The sequence below is a fragment of the Comamonas piscis genome (genome assembly GCF_014109725.1).
GTDB lineage: Bacteria > Pseudomonadota > Gammaproteobacteria > Burkholderiales > Burkholderiaceae_C > Comamonas > Comamonas piscis.
Genome location: NZ_CP058554.1, coordinates 1,070,076 through 1,087,781 on the forward strand (window position 1 = coordinate 1,070,076; position 17,706 = coordinate 1,087,781).

Here is a 17,706-nt window from a genome sequence, read left to right on the forward strand (position 1 = left end):
ATGGAAATACGGCGGGGAATGCAGCGGGTCCTTCGCTTTCCGCGAAATGGCCGCTGCGCTTATCAGCCACCAAACCGCTTCAACACCAACGACGCATTCACCCCACCAAACCCAAACCCATTAAGCATGGCGTGCTCCATCGCATGCGCCCGCGCACTGCCGCGAATCAAATCCAAACCATCGGCCAAGGGGTCCGGGTTGTCCAGATTAAGCACAGGCGGCGCCATCTGGTCGCGCAAGGCCAATACGCTAAAGATCGCAGCGGCCCCGCCGGCGGCGCCCAGCATATGGCCCAGGGCCGATTTGGTGGCGGTGATGGAGGGGCCCGTGCCGGCGCCAAACACCTGGCGGATGGCGGCCAGCTCGCCCCGATCACCCACCGGTGTGGAGGTGGCATGGGCATTCAGATGCTGGATATCGCCTGGTTGGAGCTGCGCCTGGCGCAGGGCGGCGCGCATTGAGCGGGCAGCGCCCGATCCGTCCTCGGGGCCGGAGGTGACATGGTAGGCATCGGCCGAGGTGCCATAACCGATGACTTCGGCCAGCGGTGTGGCGCCGCGCGCCAGCGCATGGTCCAAAGCCTCCAGCACCAGAAGGCCTGCGCCTTCGGCCATCACAAAGCCTTCGCGCGCCATGTCAAAAGGTCGGGACACCTGGCCCGGATGGCCCTCGCCGCCGGTGGCGACGGCCTTGGCTGCTGCAAAGCTACCCAGGGCCACGCGGTCAATGGTGGCTTCGCTGCCGCCGCACAGCGCCATGTCTGCCTCGTTGCTGCGAATCAAGCGTGCCGCATCGCCAATCGCCTGGATGCTGGCGGCGCAGGCGGTAACCGGCGCGCCCAGCGGGCCCTTGAGTTGGTGGCGGATGGAGACCTGCCCGGCGGCCAGATTGGCCAGAAAGGCCGGCACGGTGAAGGGCGAGAGGCGCTGCGGCCCTTTGCCGTCGGTGGTGCGTACTGCGTCGGTAATGGTGCTGAAGCCGCCTACCCCAGAACCAATGATGGTGGCGGCGCGCTCCAACTGCTCGGCGCTGGCTTCGCTCCACTGCGCATGCGCCAGCGCCTGGTCTGCGGCGCCCAGCGCAAAGGCAATAAAGCGGTCCATGCGGCGCAGCTCTTTGGCGGCGATGATGGCCTCGGCGCTCCAGCCGGCTTGCGGGTCTTCTTGCAAACTGGGGACGCGGCCAGCGACCGTGACGCCGGTGCCTTCACCAACCTCGGCGGCCAGCGCACGCACGCCCGACTGGCCCGCCAGCAAGCGCTGCCAGGCCAGCTCCACATTGCAACCCAGCGGTGACACCAGGCCCAGCCCGGTGATGACGACACGACGATCCATATGGCAGCTTTCGCGGATGGGCGCCATCGTGGTAAAACGAGCGTCCAGCCTTATTTATGATGATCGTCATCATAAATGAGTTTTGATGATGGGTATCATCTAACGCATGAAAGTCAGCAAAGCACAAGCCGCCGAAAACCGCGAAGGCATCGTGGATGCCGCTGCGCGCCTCTACCGAGAAAAAGGCCTGGAGGGCGTGGGCGTGGCCGAGATCACGCGTGATGCGGGCCTGACACATGGCGGGCTCTACCGGCACTTTGCGTCCAAGGATGCCCTCGCCAGAGAGGCCTGCCTGCGCGCCTTTGACTGGACCATCACGCCGCTGGAGGGCCTGGATGCCGCAGATGCCGATGGCGATCCTGCCGCCCGGCTCCGTGCCTTGGTGCATAGCTATCTGTCGGCGAACCACCGCGACCACCCGGGCGACGGCTGCCCAGCTGCCGCTTTGGCCACAGATGCGGCCCGCGCAGGCCCAGAGATGTCCGAAGTATTTGCACAAGGGGTGGAGCGCAATATCCAGCGGTTTATGGAAGTCGTGCAGGGCGATGACGCCAGCAAACGCGCCCAGACCATTGTGGCGCTTAGCAGCATGGTGGGCGCTTTAGCGCTGGCCCGCGCCACGGCGGCGGGCAACCCTGCGTTGTCCGAGGAGATTTTGGCAACTTTGCGGGCGCAGTTGGCGCCGCTGGGTGGTGGGTAATCGGGTGCAATGCCGCTTGCTATGCTGCTGAGGAATAGCGGCAAATGGCGGGATTCATTCCATCCTCAGCATGCGCCGGCCACGGATTAAGCCGGAGCACGCCCGTGGAAATGGGGCCGTGCACCACTTAAGGCGTGTGGACGATACAGACTCATTCAGGCGCCCCAAACGCTCCCTCGCGCGATAAGCCATAGCCAGCAATAAAGAACTCGTAGGTCAGTCCGGTAGCGGGATCCGTCGCACTCTCAATGCCTATGGTCTCCAGCGCGCCCTCCAAAATCTGCGCCGGCTTCAAAGGCTTGGCATCGATCTGCTGGGCGACGATATAGCCGCCATCCTCTACCCGAAAAATCACATCGCCCTGCGGTGTCACGGCCTCAATCACATTCTGCATAGCTGGCTCCCAAGTAATAGCGGCCGGGCCCCGTGGCCGGCTACCTTAGGGGTAACTGTAGGGATGCGGCAGCTACTTCGGTAGAGGGCGCCCGCTTGCAGAACTCGTAATCCAGATTTACGAATGGGTTTAGCGATACATTGCTATCCATGACGAATCTGCGCGCTATCGACATCTTTGTCAAAGCCCTGGAAGGGGGCTCCATCGCCTCGGCTGCACGCCAGCTGGGTATTTCTCCGGCGGCGGCCAGCCAGAACATTGCGCGGCTGGAGCGCGAGCTGGGCACGCGGCTGATGACGCGCACCACGCGCTCGATGGCGTTGACCGAAGCGGGCGAGCGCTACCTGGCCCGGGTGGCGCCGGTGCTCGATGAACTGGCTCGCGCGCAGGCCGATGTGTCGCTGGTGCATGGGGTCGTGCAAGGGCGGCTGCGCGTGGCCTGCATGGCCGCCTTTGGGCGCCATGTGCTGGCGCCCTTGCTGCCGGCCTTCCAGGCGCGCCACCCGCAGCTGGAACTGGAATTGCTGGTGACCGACCGCGATGTCGATGTGCTTAAGGAGGATGTGGACGTCAGTATCCGCTACCGCGATGTGCTGGAGCCCGGCATGTCGGTGCGGCCACTCGCTGCCATGCCGCGCTTTTTGTATGCCTCGCCCGCGTATCTGGAAAAGCATGGCCGTCCGCAGGTCGCCGAGGATCTGCTGCAGCATGCCTGTTTGCAGTACCGTCGCGAGCGGGACGGGCGCTTTATGCGCTGGCCCTTTGTGCGCGATGGCCGCCGTGTAGATCCTGGCCTGCGCATTGCCGCCATTGGCACCGATATCGATGCGCTGGTGGAGCTGGCAGTTGCCGGTGGCGGCATTGTCTGGGCCGGCAGCTTTATCACCCAGCGCCATGTGCAGGAAGGGCGGCTGGTGCCGCTGGTGCTGCAGCCTGCGCGCAAGGGCCGCAAAGCAGCGCCGGGACCGCTGCAGCTGGAGGAGGTGACCTTGGACTTTTTTGCCTGCTTCCGCGACCGGCAGTATGTGCCTGCCAAGGTGCGCAGCTTTGTGGACTATCTGTTGGAGGTGCTGCCGGGGCATCCAGCGTTGGCGCAGGTTATGTCCAGCGAAGCACCCTAAAGATGCGTGCTGCGCTGGGGCTTGCCTGCGTAATCAAGCACCGCCGTACTTCAAATGGATCAGCGGATAAGGTCGCCCCTGCCCATCCACCTCCGAACGCCCGGTGCCCCGAAAGCCCATCTTTTCGTAAAAGCCCACCGCCTGGGCATTCTGTTCGTTGACATTGGTGCTCATCTCCGCATGCAGTGACAGGCCATGGCGCACCAGCGCGGCGCCCAGGCCTTGGCCTCGGGCGATGGGGTCTACGAACAGGGCTTCCATGTGGCCATTGTCGATGAGCATGAAGGCGAGTGGGTGGTCCTGCGCATCAACGGCCAGCCAGAGCGGCGCCTGGGGCAGAAAGCTGCTGACCAGCGCATCGAGGGCTGCGCGGTCCTCTGGCAGCAGAAAGTGGTGGGTGGCGTCTACGGCCTGGCGCCAGATCTCGACGGCGCGTGGGCCATCTTCGGGGCGGGAGGGGCGGATAGTGATCATCGTGGAATTATGCACAGGCCTGCTGTACACCCGCGAGGTGCGCACGGCCTGGGTGCAGATGGGCGTTGCATTGCCCATGGCTGGCATCCGCATCCAATAACAATTAAGCTCTACCGTTATGGAGTTTTTAGCAGAACAGTGGAGCGGATGATGGCGCGCAACGGAACCCTTATCCAGCAAGTGATGGCGCATGTGCGTGCCGGTATGGCCTCGCGCAGCTACTTGCCGGGCACGCGGCTGCCATCGGTGCGGCAACAGGCGGGGCTGCTGGGCATGTCGGTGTCGACGGTGGTGGAAGCCTATGAGCGGCTGGCGGCCGAGGGCTTGGTCGTTGCGCGGCCGGGGGCCGGTTTTTATGTCAACGGGCCGGTGGCGCCGCTGGCATTGCTGGAGCTGGGGCCCAAGCTGGACCGGGTGGTCGATCCGCTCTGGGTGTCGCGCCAATCGCTGGAGAGTGCGCAGACCACCTTGCGCCCGGGCTGCGGCTGGCTGCCGCCGGACTGGATGTTTGAAGAAGGCATTCGGCGGGCGTTGCGTGCGCAGGCGCGGGGGCCGCTGGCGGAGCTGACCGAATATGCCACGCCGCTGGGCAGCCCGGGCCTGCGCCAGCTGCTGGCCAGGCGCATGGCGGCCACCGGCATTGAGGTGTCGCCCGAGCAGGTGATGCTGACCGAGTCGGGCACGCAGGCCATCGATCTGGTGTGCCGCTTCCTGCTCAAGCCAGGCGACAAGGTGCTGGTCGACGACCCTTGCTACTTCAACTTCCATGCGCTGCTCAAGGCGCACCAGGTGCAGGCGGTGGGCGTGCCCTACACGCCGCAGGGCCCCGATGTGCAGCTGTTTGACAAGGCCTTGCAAGAGCACCAGCCCCGGCTCTACATCACCAATGCCGGCATCCACAACCCCACCGGCGCAGCGCTGTCGCCGCTGGTCGCGCACCGGCTGCTCAAGCTGGTGGAAAACTCGGACCTGGTGATTGTGGAAGACGATATCTTTGCCGACTTCGAGAACCAGCATGCGCCTCGGCTGGCAGCGTTTGATGGGCTGGCGCGAGTGATCCAGATCGGCAGCTTTTCCAAGACCATCTCGGCCTCGGTGCGCTGTGGCTACTTGGCGGCGCGGCCGGGATGGATCGAGGGCCTAGTCGATCTGAAGCTGGCGACCACCTTTGGCGCCGGGCGGCTGGCGCAGGACATCATCCTGAAAACCCTGACCGACAGCGGCTACCGCAAGCACATGGATTTGGTGCGCCAGCGCCTGGCCGAGAACATGGAGAAGGTGGCGCATCGGATGCGCAAGCTGCGGGTGGAGCCCGCCTTGATGCCGCAGGCCGGCATGTTTTTGTGGTGCCGCCTGCCGCAAGGCGCCGATGCGGCAGCGGTGGCACGGGCATGCCTGCAGGAAGGGGTGGTGCTGGCGCCTGGCAATTCGTTCAGCCAGTCGCAGTCGGCGGGGGATTATGTGCGCTTCAATGTGTCGCAGTGCGCGGATGAACGGGTGTTTGCGGTGCTGGCCCGGGCTTTGAACCAAGCCACGGCGGGCCGCTGACGGCTGCATTTTTGCGCAGCCCATCGATCAACTGTATTGCTTTTTATTGATAACAGTTTCTTTGAACTGTACTGCACTGTGTCTGGTGCGCAGTGCAGGCCCCATGCTGTACTCCTGACTCGATCAAGGAGTTGGGTATGGACAAGAGTACGGGCGGCTGGGTCAATGGCTTGGTGGGGGTGGCGATTTTTGCCGGTTCGCTGCCGGCCACGCGGGTGGCGGTGGCAGATTTGAACCCCAGTTTTTTGACCTGCGCCCGCGCCGTGGTGGCGGCGCTGCTGGGGGGATCCTTTTTGCTGGCCCAGCGTGCGCGCCGGCCTGCTGCAGCCGATGTGCCGTCGCTCGCGATTGCGGCCTTGGGCGTGGTGGTGGGTTTTCCGCTGCTGACGGCCTTGGCGCTGCAGCACATGACCTCTGCCCATTCCATCGTCTTTGTCGGTTTGCTGCCGCTGTCCACCGCCGTCTTTGCGGTACTGCGTGGGGGTGAGCGGCCCAGAGGCCTGTTTTGGGTCTTCTCGCTGGCAGGGGCTGCGGTGGTAGCGGGTTATGCAGCCCTGGGCGGCGGGCAGGGCTCGCTCATCGGCGATCTACTGATGCTGGCCGCCGTGTTGGTCTGCGGCATGGGCTATGCCGAGGGCGCGCGCCTGTCGCGCAAGCTGGGTGGCTGGCAGGTCATCAGTTGGGCATTGGTGTTGTCGCTGCCGCTGATGCTGCCTTTGGCGCTGTGGCTGGCCCCTGCAAGCTTGGCGCATGTGCGCAGCGCCACCTGGCTCAGCTTTGTCTATGTGGCTGTCTTCAGCCAGCTGATCGGCTTTGTGTTCTGGTACCGGGGCTTGGCGCAAGGCGGCATTGCTGCGGTTGGGCAGCTGCAATTGCTGCAGCCCTTTATGGGCTTGGCGCTGGCTGCCGTGCTGTTGCATGAGCAGGTCAGCGGGTCGATGCTGGTGGTGACCCTGGTGGCGGTGGTCTGCGTGGCGGGGGCCAAGAAATACGCCTGATCAAGACGCCGCACCGCCTTTGACAGCAGGTGGCCCCACACGTTGTCCGCATCCGATACCAAGCGGGCATGTTCCGGATGCTTGGCTCCGGTTTGGCGAAGTTATCTGGCGTTGGGCGGTGCGGAAAGCGGCTATTCTTTTGGCTTTCCAAAATAAGACACCGAGGTTTGCCATGAAGACCGTATTCCGCCACACCGCCATTGCTTTAGGTATTGCTTTGGCGGCGGCCACTGCCCAGGCCCAGCTGCTGCAAAAGCCGGCGCTGGATGCGATTGCCGCCGAAGCGGTGAAGACGCCTGCGAGCTTTGCGCAGTTTTTGCAGAACGCCGCCAAGCAGGATGCGCGCCTGGCTCCTGCGGTGCAGCGCTACACGCAGGGCGATGCATTGCAAGGCGATGACTTGGCCAATGTGGCACGCCTGCTGGGCCTCTACACCCGCTTGACGCAAGAGCACCAGGTGCTCAGCAGCATCAGCCAGATGGTGGCGCTGCCAACGGTGCGCGACCCCAAGGTGCCACCGCACGAGAGCCCGGCCATCATCGACTTTGGCCGCATGGTCGAGAAGATGGCCCAGGACTTTGGCCTGCAGTACCGCAATGTGGATAAACGCATTTTTGAAGTGACCTTGCCGGGCCAGAGCGGCCAAGAGTTCGGCATCCTGACCCACGCCGATGTGGTGCCGGTAGTGCCCGCCGAATGGGTGGTGGATGGCCAGCAGCTCGACCCCTTCAAGGTCACCCGCGTGGGTGACAAGCTCTACGGACGCGGCACCATCGACGACAAGGGCTCGATCGCCACGGTGCTGTACGCGATGAAGGCCGTCAAGCAATCCAAGCTGCCATTGCAGCGCGGTATCCGCCTGATGATCGAGACCACCGAAGAAACCGGTGGCGATGCGATGAAGTACTACCGCGACAAGACCAAGCTGCCCGACTACAACATCGTGCTCGACAGCAAGTACCCGGCGGTGGTGGCCGAAAAAGGCACGGGCGCCATCAAGGCCAGCTTTGCCGATATGAAGACCGACCCGCAGCAACCGGCTATCACCGCGATGGCGGGTGCGGCATCGGCCAATGCGATTGCCCAGACGGCCACGGCAACGATCGAGGCCGGCAATGCCGCCGCGCTGGCCGCCGTGGCCCAAAAGCTGCAAGCCGCCAAAGACAGCTTTGTGGCCAGCAACCAGCAGTTTGGCAAGTTCAGCGTGGACGTGGTGAGCAGCGCCAACAAGATCGATATCAAAGTGATCGGCACCTCTGCCCACGGCTCGCGCCCGGAAGAAGGCGTGAACCCCGTGCCGCGCCTGGCCTTGCTGCTGCAGTCGGCGCTGATGCCCGCCCAGGGCCAGCCCTTGGTGCAACCGAACCAGTACAGCGAAGCCGTGCGCTATATCAATGGCGTGTATGGACTGGACTACTTTGGCAAGGGCCTGAACGTCGCCTACGCCGACGATTTCATGGGCCCGCTGACCATCTCTCCCAACCTGATCAAGCCCGGCAATGGCCAGCTGGAAGTGACCGCCAATGCGCGCATGCCGCGCGGCAAATCGCCAGAGCAGCTGAAGGCCGAAGTGGAAAAGGGCATTGCCAACTGGAGCGCTGCGGCCAAGGTGCCCGTCAAGATCGACTACACCCAGGGCAACTGGATGGCCCGCGACCCGAAGGGCGCCTGGCTCTCGACCCTGCTGAACATCTTTGGCGACACCACCGGCCTGGATGCCAAGCCCGTGCCTACCGCCGGCAGCACCACCGCCAAGCTGATGCCCAATGCCATCAACTTTGGCCCTGCGATGCCGGGCAAGAAGTACACCGCGCACAACGCGCTGGAGTACAAGGAAGTGCCGGACCTGCAAGCCGATATGCAGATGTTTACCGAGATGCTGGTACGCATCGGCAACCTGCAGCAGATGCAATAAGCACGGGGCGTTGACCCAAGCAAAAGGCCTGCTCCCTTGACGGGTGCAGGCCTTTTTTATGGCGTGCCGTTCGGCAGTGCAGCTGGATTAGCCGAGCTTCACCGCACGAAAGTTTTCTGCAAACGCCAGCGCATCCACACGCACCTGCGTGGCCGTTTTGCCGGGCTTGAACAGTGCCGAGCCAATGCCAAAGCCTGCCGCACCGGCTTGCAGCCAGGGCGCCATGTTGTCTGGCGCAATGCCGCCAACGGGGTAGATATGGCTGCCCTTGGGCAGCACGGCCAGCATGGCCTTGACGACGGCCGGCGAGGACAGCTCGGCCGGGAAGATCTTGAGGCCGTGCGCGCCATGCTCCAGCGCCATAAAGGCCTCGGTGGGGGTGAACACGCCGGGCAGGCTGATCAGGCCGAGCTTGACGGCCTCGTCGATCACCGCAGGGTTGCAGTTGGGCGAGATGATGAGCTGGCCGCCGGCGGAATGCACATCGCGCACCTGCTGGGGCGTCAGCACCGTGCCGGCGCCCACCAACACATCCGGGTAGGCCTCGCGCATCGCGGCAATGCTCTCCAGCGGCTCGGGCGAGTTCAGCGGCACTTCCCACAGGCCAAAGCCGGCCGATTGCAAGGCGGCACCGACGGGCACGGCCTCGCTGGGGGTGAGGCCGCGCAGGATGGCGATCAGCGGCAGCTTGGCCTGCAGGGCCTGGAATTGTTGGATCAGGTTCATGGCTGGGGTGTCAGTGACGGCGGTGTGGAGGAGGTCGTCTGGGTCAGGTGGTCGTAAATCGCTTGGTGGCCGGCCCAGGTGGCTTCATCGCCAAAGGCGACCGCTTCGCAGCCCACATGGCGCAGCGCCAGGCTGTAGCGCTGCACCAGGGTGCTGGAGCCGATGACCGCCACGCGGCTGCCGGCAGCGGTCGGCATGGTGCGCAGCTCCTGGCCGATCAGCAGGCCCGAGAGGTAGCTGGCCGACTGGGCCGGGTCCAGCGCGCCAAACAGCGACAGCGCGCGCGTGCCAAACAGCAGGTGGCTCAGGCTGTCGGCGCTCTGCGCCCGCTCCAGCCCTTGGATGAAGGCGGCCTCGTCCAGCGCGGCGCTGCTGTCCAGGGTCTTGCCCAGGATGGAATGCTGGGCCAGCAGCGCAAACAGCTCCCCGGTCATGAAGGTCTTGAAGCCGGTGATGCTGCTGTTCTGCGCCTGCACCCATTTGCTGTGCGTGCCCGGCAGCAGCAGCAGGCCGTCGCGGCTGCCCATCAACGCCAGCGCGCCGATGACCTGGATTTCCTCACCACGCATCACATCGGGCACGCCATGCACGGCGTCGACCTGGCTCTGCGCCAGGCTGCTCATGCCCGGCACGATGGCGGTCGGCACGCCCTGGGGGTTATCGAGCCAGAGGAGCTGGCTGCACAGTGCGGAAAAATCGGCCGGGCAGGGGCAGTAGGCTGCCTCTTGCCAGCCCTGGCGGCTGCCCACCATGCCTGACAGCAGGCACAGCTGCGGGTCCTCAGCCAGCCAGTCGCCAAAGTGCTGTGCAAACGCATCGGCAAAGCCGCCGGGAGCCACTTGCAAAATGCCTTGGGGGAGAGCGCGACGCTCGGTGATGTGGCCCTGCGCATCAATGCGCACGCCCCTCAGCGAGGTGGTGCCCCAGTCGATGGCAAGCATGCGGGGGCGCGGGTCTCCCGGCGCGCGGGCAGTAAAGGATGGGGGCTGTGGCATGGGCGGTGGGTAGGGGCCAAAAAAAGGCGCAGACAAGTCTGCGCCGGCCATTGTAGAAGCGCCTGCAGCGGGCAGCTGTCGCGCCTGCTGCGCGCCTCCCGCTGGGCTGTCGGTGGCGGTGCGCGGAGGAGCTTTACAGCGGCTTGTAGGCCGTCACGTCGATCTCGACCTTGGCGTCGATCATCAGGCGCGATTCCACGGTCGAGCGGGCTGGGCGGTGGTCGCCAAAGCACTCCATGTAGACGCGGTTGAAGCTGCCAAAATCACGGGGATCGTCTAGCCAGACATTGACCTTGGCAACATCGGCCAAGGTGCAGCCGCCCAGCGCCAAGGCTTCTTCCAGGCGCTTGAACACAGCGCGGGTCTGCGCTTCGATGCCGCCGGGCACAACCTGGCCCTGGTCGTCGGTGGGGACGGTGCCCGAGACAAAAACAAAGTCGCCAGCGCGCACGGCGGGCGAAAGCGGACGGGCCAGACGGTCCGATGCGAGAGGGGCTTGGCCTAGGGTAATTACTGTCATGGGGTGGGTCTCCTGTATGTAAAGATATTACATCAACAACCCATAAATCTGTCAATAAAACGATTTGAAGGCAGTTTTTAGCGGTTGTGGTGTAAAAAAATTTCTTCACCCCTTCGATGAAAGCCTGCCCCATGAACGCCCTTGCCTCGCGTGTACGCACCTCCCGTCGCCAACTGCTTGCCGCAGCCCTGTTGGCTGCCGGTTGCGTAGGCCTGCCAGCGGGCAGCGCCTGGGCCCAGGCGGCCCACAAGGGCGGTGCCGCCAATCTGGCCATGATTGGCGAGCCCCAGAGTCTGGACCCGATGGTCAGCTCCACCGACCTGGTGGGCACCATCATGCAGCACGTCTACGAGCCGCTCTTCACCTTTGATGCGCAGTGGAACATCCAGCCCATGCTGGCCCAGGCCATGCCGGTCATCTCTGCCGACGGCCTGACCTACACCATCACCTTGCGCAAGGGCGTCAAGTTCCACAACGGCAAGGACATGGTGGCCGATGATGTGGTCGCTTCGCTGCAGCGCTGGATGGAGGTATCGGCACGCGGCAAGGCCGTGGGCCAAGAGATCGCCAGCATGACGGCCAAGAACCCGCAGACGGTAGAGATCAAGCTCAAGGCGGTGTATGCGCCGCTGCTGGCCCACCTGGCGATGCCCAGCGGCATGGCGGGCATCATGCCCAAGGACGTGGTGGCACCGGTGCTCAAGGATTTCATCGGTACCGGCCCCTACAAGCTCAAGGAGCGCAAGCCCGACCAGTTCACCGTGCTGGCGCGTTTTGACCAGTACGCCGCACGCAGCGAGCCCGCCAGTGGCTACGCCGGCAAGCGCGAGGCCCAGCTCGATGAGCTGCGCTTTGTGCCGGTGCCCAATGCGACGACGCGGGTCGAGGGCGTGCTCTCGGGTCAGTTCCAGTACGCCGATCTGCTGCAGGTCGAATCGGTAGGCCGCCTGGAAAAAGCCGCGCCCAATGTGGTGCCGATCGTCACGCAGAACTTTGGCTTCCCCTACATCGTCTTCAACACCAAGGAAGGTGTGCTGGCCAAGAAGGAGCTGCGCCAGGCCGTGCAAACGGCGATGGGCCCAGCCGAGATGCTGCTGGCCGGTTTTGGCGACAAGCGCTTCTTCGCTGCCGAGCCCAACTTTTTTGCCAAGGGCACGCCGTACTACTCGGATGCCGGCGCCAAGCTCTACAACCAGAAGAACCCGCAGCTGGCCAAGGACCAGGCCGCCAAGGCCGGCTACAAGTCCGAGCCGATCCGCATCATGGCCAGCCGCCAGTACGAGTTCCACTACAACATGGCGCTGGTGATGGCCGAGCACCTGAAGCGTGCCGGCTTCAAGACCGAGCTGCAGGTGGTGGACTGGGCCACCCTGGTGCAGCGCCGCAACGATGCCAAGCTCTGGGATGTCTACATGACCCACTCGGGCCTGTTCCCTGAGCCAATGCTGTCGCCACCCCAAATGGGCAGCGGCGCCCCTGGCTGGTGGGAGACCGAGACCAAGAAGGCCGCACTCGCCGCCTTCAACGGTGAGCCGGATGTGGCCAAGCGCGGCCCGCTCTGGGGCAAGGCGCAGGCACTCGTTTATGACGAGGTGCCCTTTGTCGAAGTGGGCAAGTTCAATGCACTGTCGGCACGCTCGTCCAAGCTGCAGGGCTACCAGCCCATGCCTTGGCCTTTCTTCTGGAACACCTCGCTGAGCCAGTAAGCCCTAGCGTCTGCCGAGTTCAGCCATGCTGTATTTTTTAGTCAAGCGCCTGGGCGGCGCTGTGGTGGTGCTCGCCCTGGTCGCCGTGCTGGTGTTCCTGCTCACGCGTCTGGCGTCGGGCGATCCGGTGGCGCTGCTGCTGGGTGACCAGGCCACCGCTGCCGATATTGCTGCCGCGCGCGTGCAGTACGGGCTGGACAAGCCCCTCACCACCCAGTTTGTGCTGTGGATTGGCCAGGTGCTGCAAGGCAACCTGGGCCAGTCCCTCTTCTTGCAAATGCCGGTCACGCATGCGCTGCTGGAGCGCGCCGAACCGACCATGTTTCTGGCGCTGTTCGCCGTGTCGATTGCCGCCTTGATCGGTGTGCCCTGCGGCATGGCTGCGGCCGTGTGGCGCGGCAGCTGGATCGACCAGGTGCTGAGCACGATTGCGATGCTGGGTGCCAGCATCCCCAGCTTCTGGTTCGGCCTGATCCTGATTCAGGTGTTTGCCGTCCACCTGGGGTGGTTCCCGGCCTCGGGCTATGGCGACCCGGACGCCAGCTTTGGCGACCGCCTGCAGCATTTGCTGCTGCCGGCCCTGGTGCTGGGCGTGCTCAACTCGGCGCTGATCATCCGCTTTACCCGCGCCTCGGTGCTCGACATTCTGGGTGAAGACTATGTACGCACCGCGCGGGCCAAGGGCCTGGGCGAGTCGGTGGTGCTGGTCAAGCATGTGCTGCGCAATGCGCTGGTGCCGGTTGTCACCGTGCTGGGCCTGACCCTGGCCTTGATGATTGGCGGCACGGTGGTGACCGAGACGGTGTTCAACCTGCCCGGCGTGGGCAACCTGGTGGTGCGGGCCGTGCTGCGGCGCGATTACCCCGTCATCCAGGGCACCTTGCTCGTCATTGCCGCCATCTACGTTTTCATCAACCTCGCGATCGACCTGCTCTACACGGTGGTGGATCCCCGCATTCGTCTGGAGGGCCAATGATCAACGCCTCCCCCACGGCATTGCCGCTGCCCGCGCGCGGCGGCTGGGCCCAGTCCCCCTGGTTCAAAACCCTGCGCCGGCTGTTTGCGCGCAAGGTGGTGCTGGCCAGTGCACTGGTGCTGTTCTTGATCACGGCCACCGCCTTGCTCTACCCGCTGTTCACCGACTCCGACCCCAATGGCATGAACATCAGCATGCGCCTGCATGCGCCGTCGTGGGCGCACTGGGCCGGTAACGATGAGCTGGGCCGCGATGTGATGGCGCGCATCATCTACGGCGCGCGCTACTCGCTGATGATTGGCTTTTTCACCGCGCTGGGCGCTGTGGTGCTGGGCACCTTGCTGGGCATGCTGGCCGGTTACTTTCGCCGGCTGGATGCACCGCTGATGCGCCTGGTCGACGCGATGATGGCCTTCCCCGATATCCTGCTGGGCATTGCGCTGGTGTCGATCCTCGGTGCATCGCTGTGGAATGTGATTCTGGCGCTGACCATCGTCTACACACCGCGTGTGGCTCGCGTGGTGCGCGCCTCCACCCTGGTGCTGCGTGAGCTGCTGTTTGTCGATGCCGCCAAGGCGCTGGGCGTGCGCACCCCGCTGATTCTGTGGCGCCATATCCTGCCCAATCTGCTGTCGCCGGTACTGGTACAGGTCACCTTTATCTTTGCCTATGCGATCCTGGCCGAGGCGGGACTGTCCTTTCTGGGCGTGGGCGTGCCACCCGACATCCCCACCTGGGGCACGATGATTGCCGGCAGCCTGGAGTATGCCGACAAGGCCTTCTGGACCATCTTGACCCCGGGCGTGGCCATTGTGCTGACGGCGCTGTCGCTGCAGCTGCTGGGCGACGGTGTGCGCGATCTGCTCGACCCCAAGCTGAAGAACAAATCATGATGAACACCGCCACCCCTGCAGCGGCCGCCGACGTGGCTGTGCCCCGCCTGGATGTGCGCTCGCTGTCGACCTCGTTCGCCACCGATGGCGGGCGCATCCAGAGCGTCTCCGATGTGAGCTTTCAGATTCTGCCGGGCCAGACCCTGGCCCTGGTGGGCGAGTCGGGCTCGGGCAAGTCGGTGACCAGTCTGTCGCTGATGGGCCTGCATGCCAAAACCTCGCAAGCCCAGGTGCAGGGCCAGGCCCAGTTTATGCAGCGCGATGGCCGCACGGTGGATCTGCTGTCGCTCGATGCCAAATCCCTGCGGGCGCTGCGCGGCAATGAGCTGGCCATGGTGTTCCAGGAGCCGATGACCAGCCTGAACCCGGTGCTGACCGTGGGCGAGCAGATTGCCGAATCGGTGCGCTTGCACAAGGGCCTGGGCAAGGCAGCGGCCTTGGCCCATGCCCAGCGCATGCTGGAGCTGGTGGAGATACCGGCTACCGCCCAGCGCGTGCATGAGTACCCGCACCAGCTGTCTGGCGGCATGCGCCAGCGGGTGATGATTGCGCTGGCCATGGCCTGCGACCCGAGCCTGCTGATTGCCGACGAGCCCACCACCGCGCTGGATGTGACCATCCAGGCGCAGATCCTGGCCTTGATGGGCCGGCTGCAAAAAGAGACGGGCATGAGCATCTTGTTTGTGACCCACAACCTGGGCGTGGTGGCGCAGTACGCCGATGCGATTGCGGTGATGTATGCCGGACGCATTGTGGAGACCGCCAGCGTGCATGCGCTGTTTGCCGCGCCCCAGCACCCCTATACCCAAGGCCTGCTGGGCTGCCTGCCCGGCATGGCGCGCCAGCGCGAGCTGGCCGAGGCCGCTGCACTGCGTGCCGGCGGCAAACCCGCCTTTGTGGGGCGGCGCCGCCTGGATGCCATCCCCGGCCAGGTCTCCAGCCCCTTGAACCCGCCCCCCGGCTGCGCCTTTGCGCCGCGCTGCAGCAAGCGCCTGAACGCCTGCGATCAGGCCATGCCCGGCCTGGAGACATGGCGCACCGGCACCGACGCCCCGGCCACCGAGCGCCAGGTGCGCTGCATTCGCGCAGGAGAAGCCGCATGAGCACGACCGACACCCTGGAGCGCCCGGCCGAGCAGGCCACGGCAGCGCCCGCAGCGGCCGAGCCGCTGCTGCGCATCCAGCATTTGAGCAAGCAATTTGGCAGCGGCGCCCACCCGGTGCGCGCGGTGCAGGATGTCTCGTTTGACATCTACCCCGGTGAGACCCTGGGCCTGGTGGGCGAGTCCGGCTCGGGCAAAAGCACCATCGGCCGGCTGCTGACGCGGCTGATCGAGCCGACAGCGGGCCAGCTGCAATTTCGCAAGCAGGGCGGCGAGACGGTGGACCTGGCGCACCTGGGCGCCAGCGCCATGCGCCCGCTGCGCGCCGATATCCAGATCATCTTTCAAGACCCCTATGCCAGCCTGAACCCGCGCATGCGCATCCGCGATGTGCTGGGCGAGGCGCTGTCCACCCATGGCATGGCCACCGGCGCAGCCCGCCAGCAGCGCATTGCCGAGCTGCTGGACCAGGTGGGCCTGCGCCCTGAGCATGCCGAGCGTTTTCCGCATGAGTTCTCGGGCGGGCAGCGCCAGCGCATCGGCATTGCCCGCGCCCTGGCGGTGCAGCCGCGCTTTATCGTGGCCGATGAGCCGCTGTCGGCGCTGGACGTGTCCATCCAGGCGCAGGTGGTCAATTTGCTGGGCGACCTCAAAGACCGCCTTGGTTTGACCTTGTTGTTCATTTCGCACGATTTGGATGTGGTGGAATACCTCTGCGATCGCGTGGTGGTCCTGTATCTGGGCCGCGTGGTGGAGGTGGCGCCAACCGAGGCCTTGTATGCCCGGCCGCGCCACCCCTACACCCAGGCCTTGCTGGCAGCCGCACCGATTCCGGACCCGGCCCAGCGGCGCAGCATCCCGCTGCTGTCAGGGGACCTGCCCAGCCCCAAGAACCCACCGAGTGGTTGCGTCTTTCGTACCCGTTGTCCGCAGGCCGAGGCGCGCTGCGCCCAGGCTGACATGCAGCTGCGCCCCGTGGCCGAAGGTCATCTGCAGGCCTGCTGGAAAGTCCAAGATTGAGAGAGTGAACCATGCAACCCGATTTTTTGATTGACGCGCGCAGCAAGAGCTACCCGCTGGCTGCTGCTCCCACCCAAGCCTCTGCGCTGGCCGCACGCGGCTGGAATGTGCTGCGCGATGACCTGCCGTACCCGCTGGCCGTCATCCGCCAGTCGGCCCTGGCCCACAACGCCCGCTGGATGCAGGACTATGCGGCGCGCCGCCAGATCCAGTTCGCGCCGCACGGCAAGACCACCATGTCGCCCCAGCTGTTTGATTTGCAGCTGAAGGGCGGTGCCTGGGGCCTGACCTTTGCGACCATCTTCCAGCTGGCCGTCGGCGTGGAGGCTGGTGCGCGCCGCGCCATCATTGCCAACCAGGTGGTGGCACCCGCCGATCTGGATGGGCTTGATGCCTTGCTGACCCGCCATGGCGATCTGCGCGTCTGGTTCCTGGTGGATTCAATCAGCCAGCTGCGCTGCATCGAGGACTGGAGCCGTGCACGCAACAGCGCCCGCCGCTTTGATGTGCTGATCGAGGTCGGCATTCCCGGACAGCGCACCGGTGTGCGCAGCCAAGAAGATGCGCTGGCACTGGCCCAGGCCATCCATGCCAGCAGCAGCGCCCAGCTGGGCGGTATCGAATGCTATGAAGGGGGCCTGACCCAGTGCGACAGCGCCCATGACATCCCGGCCGTGGCCGAGCTGGTGCGCCGCGTGGTTGAGATTGCCAAGGCCTGCGATGCCCAGAGCCTGCTGCCTGAGGAGGCGCCGATCCTGAGTGCTGGCGGCTCGGCCATTTTTGACCTGGTGGTGCCCTTGCTGCAGGGCGCAGGCCTGTCGCGTGCCTTTACCGGCGTGCTGCGCTCGGGCTGCTACATCACCCATGACCATGGCAACTACCGGCGCCTGCTCAAGCTGGTCGAGCAGCGCGAAGGCGTGTCCGACTCGCTGCAGGCCGCGCTGGAGGTCTGGGCCATGGTGCAGTCTGTGCCTGAGCCGGGCCTGGCCTTGCTGACTTGCGGCCGCCGCGATATCTCCTACGACCTGGAAATGCCATCGGTGCAGCGCCATGCGCCACGCGGCAGCCAAGCGGCGCAGCCCGCGCCTGCCGGCTGGACCATCTCGGCCCTGAACGACCAGCATGCCTATCTGCGCTTTGACCCGGCGCAAGGCGCACCTGCCGTGGGCGACCGCATTGCGCTGGGCATCTCCCACCCTTGCACCACCTTTGACAAGTGGCGCTGGATCCCGGTGGTGGACGATGCCTGGAACCTGGTCGATGCGATCGAAACAAGGTTCTGAC

General features: G+C 65.0%; 17 protein-coding genes. 11 read left to right on the forward strand and 6 right to left on the reverse strand.

The window, feature by feature from the left end:
• Positions 1-62: 62 nt before the first annotated feature.
• Positions 63-1,334, reverse strand: a complete 1,272-nt coding sequence (locus HS961_RS04860) for a beta-ketoacyl-[acyl-carrier-protein] synthase II (protein WP_182326631.1) — start codon at positions 1,332-1,334, stop codon at positions 63-65.
• Between the two features lie 106 nt (positions 1,335-1,440).
• Between HS961_RS04860 and HS961_RS04865 the strand changes: the two genes are divergently transcribed.
• A complete protein-coding gene (locus tag HS961_RS04865; RefSeq protein ID WP_182326632.1) occupies positions 1,441-2,034 on the forward strand; it encodes a TetR/AcrR family transcriptional regulator in 594 nt (197 codons plus the stop codon).
• A 151-nt stretch (positions 2,035-2,185) separates the two neighbouring features.
• Here the strand turns inward: HS961_RS04865 and HS961_RS04870 are convergent, their stop codons facing one another.
• A complete protein-coding gene (locus tag HS961_RS04870; protein WP_182326633.1) occupies positions 2,186-2,428 on the reverse strand; it encodes a hypothetical protein in 243 nt (80 codons plus the stop codon).
• A 149-nt stretch (positions 2,429-2,577) separates the two neighbouring features.
• On the opposite strand from HS961_RS04870, the gene HS961_RS04875 reads away from it, so the two are divergent.
• Positions 2,578-3,549, forward strand: coding sequence for a LysR family transcriptional regulator (locus tag HS961_RS04875; protein ID WP_182326634.1), 972 nt, complete (start codon positions 2,578-2,580; stop codon positions 3,547-3,549).
• Between the two features lie 33 nt (positions 3,550-3,582).
• Here HS961_RS04875 and HS961_RS04880 read toward each other — a convergent pair whose 3' ends face one another.
• Positions 3,583-4,023, reverse strand: coding sequence for an acetyltransferase (locus HS961_RS04880; protein WP_182326635.1), 441 nt, complete (start codon positions 4,021-4,023; stop codon positions 3,583-3,585).
• A 150-nt stretch (positions 4,024-4,173) separates the two neighbouring features.
• On the opposite strand from HS961_RS04880, the gene HS961_RS04885 reads away from it, so the two are divergent.
• From HS961_RS04885 to HS961_RS04895, 3 genes are all read left to right on the forward strand, one after another.
• Positions 4,174-5,571 carry a PLP-dependent aminotransferase family protein gene (locus HS961_RS04885; protein WP_182326636.1) on the forward strand — a complete coding sequence of 466 codons (1,398 nt, stop codon included), beginning with the start codon at positions 4,174-4,176 and terminating at the stop codon, positions 5,569-5,571.
• Positions 5,572-5,708: 137 nt separating this feature from the next.
• Positions 5,709-6,569 (forward strand): DMT family transporter, encoded by an 861-nt coding sequence (locus tag HS961_RS04890; RefSeq protein ID WP_182326637.1) that lies wholly within the window; start codon positions 5,709-5,711, stop codon positions 6,567-6,569.
• Between the two features lie 172 nt (positions 6,570-6,741).
• Positions 6,742-8,484, forward strand: coding sequence for a dipeptidase (locus HS961_RS04895; RefSeq protein ID WP_182326638.1), 1,743 nt, complete (start codon positions 6,742-6,744; stop codon positions 8,482-8,484).
• Positions 8,485-8,571: 87 nt separating this feature from the next.
• Here the strand turns inward: HS961_RS04895 and HS961_RS04900 are convergent, their stop codons facing one another.
• The 3 genes from HS961_RS04900 to HS961_RS04910 form a co-directional block, all read right to left on the reverse strand.
• Entirely contained in the window at positions 8,572-9,210 is a 639-nt protein-coding gene (locus HS961_RS04900) for a 2-dehydro-3-deoxy-6-phosphogalactonate aldolase (protein WP_182326639.1), read from the reverse strand.
• Positions 9,207-10,205 (reverse strand): 2-dehydro-3-deoxygalactonokinase, encoded by a 999-nt coding sequence (locus HS961_RS04905; RefSeq protein WP_182326640.1) that lies wholly within the window; start codon positions 10,203-10,205, stop codon positions 9,207-9,209. Before HS961_RS04905 ends, HS961_RS04900 begins: the two co-directional genes overlap by 4 nt.
• Positions 10,206-10,338: 133 nt before the next feature.
• The gene (locus HS961_RS04910; protein ID WP_133855106.1) at positions 10,339-10,725 is read right to left on the reverse strand and encodes a RidA family protein; all 387 of its coding nucleotides are present in this window, start codon (positions 10,723-10,725) and stop codon (positions 10,339-10,341) included.
• 131 nt (positions 10,726-10,856) lie between these two features.
• Here HS961_RS04910 and HS961_RS04915 point away from each other — a divergent pair, with 131 nt between their 5' ends.
• Genes HS961_RS04915 through HS961_RS04940 form a run of 6 tightly spaced genes read left to right on the forward strand, consistent with a single transcriptional unit; the run spans position 10,857 to position 17,705 of the window.
• Positions 10,857-12,431: an ABC transporter substrate-binding protein gene (locus HS961_RS04915; RefSeq protein WP_238347796.1), complete on the forward strand. Its 1,575-nt coding sequence runs from the start codon at positions 10,857-10,859 to the stop codon at positions 12,429-12,431.
• A gap of 25 nt (positions 12,432-12,456) precedes the next feature.
• Entirely contained in the window at positions 12,457-13,407 is a 951-nt protein-coding gene (locus HS961_RS04920) for an ABC transporter permease (protein WP_182326642.1), read from the forward strand.
• Positions 13,404-14,300 (forward strand): ABC transporter permease, encoded by an 897-nt coding sequence (locus HS961_RS04925; RefSeq protein WP_182326643.1) that lies wholly within the window; start codon positions 13,404-13,406, stop codon positions 14,298-14,300. The genes HS961_RS04920 and HS961_RS04925 overlap by 4 nt, the downstream gene beginning before the upstream one ends.
• The gene (locus HS961_RS04930; RefSeq protein ID WP_182328135.1) at positions 14,300-15,403 is read left to right on the forward strand and encodes an ABC transporter ATP-binding protein; all 1,104 of its coding nucleotides are present in this window, start codon (positions 14,300-14,302) and stop codon (positions 15,401-15,403) included. Before HS961_RS04925 ends, HS961_RS04930 begins: the two co-directional genes overlap by 1 nt.
• Entirely contained in the window at positions 15,400-16,422 is a 1,023-nt protein-coding gene (locus HS961_RS04935) for an ABC transporter ATP-binding protein (RefSeq protein ID WP_182326644.1), read from the forward strand. Before HS961_RS04930 ends, HS961_RS04935 begins: the two co-directional genes overlap by 4 nt.
• Before the next feature lie 11 nt (positions 16,423-16,433).
• Positions 16,434-17,705 (forward strand): amino acid deaminase, encoded by a 1,272-nt coding sequence (locus tag HS961_RS04940; protein ID WP_182326645.1) that lies wholly within the window; start codon positions 16,434-16,436, stop codon positions 17,703-17,705.
• Position 17,706 lies beyond the last annotated feature (1 nt).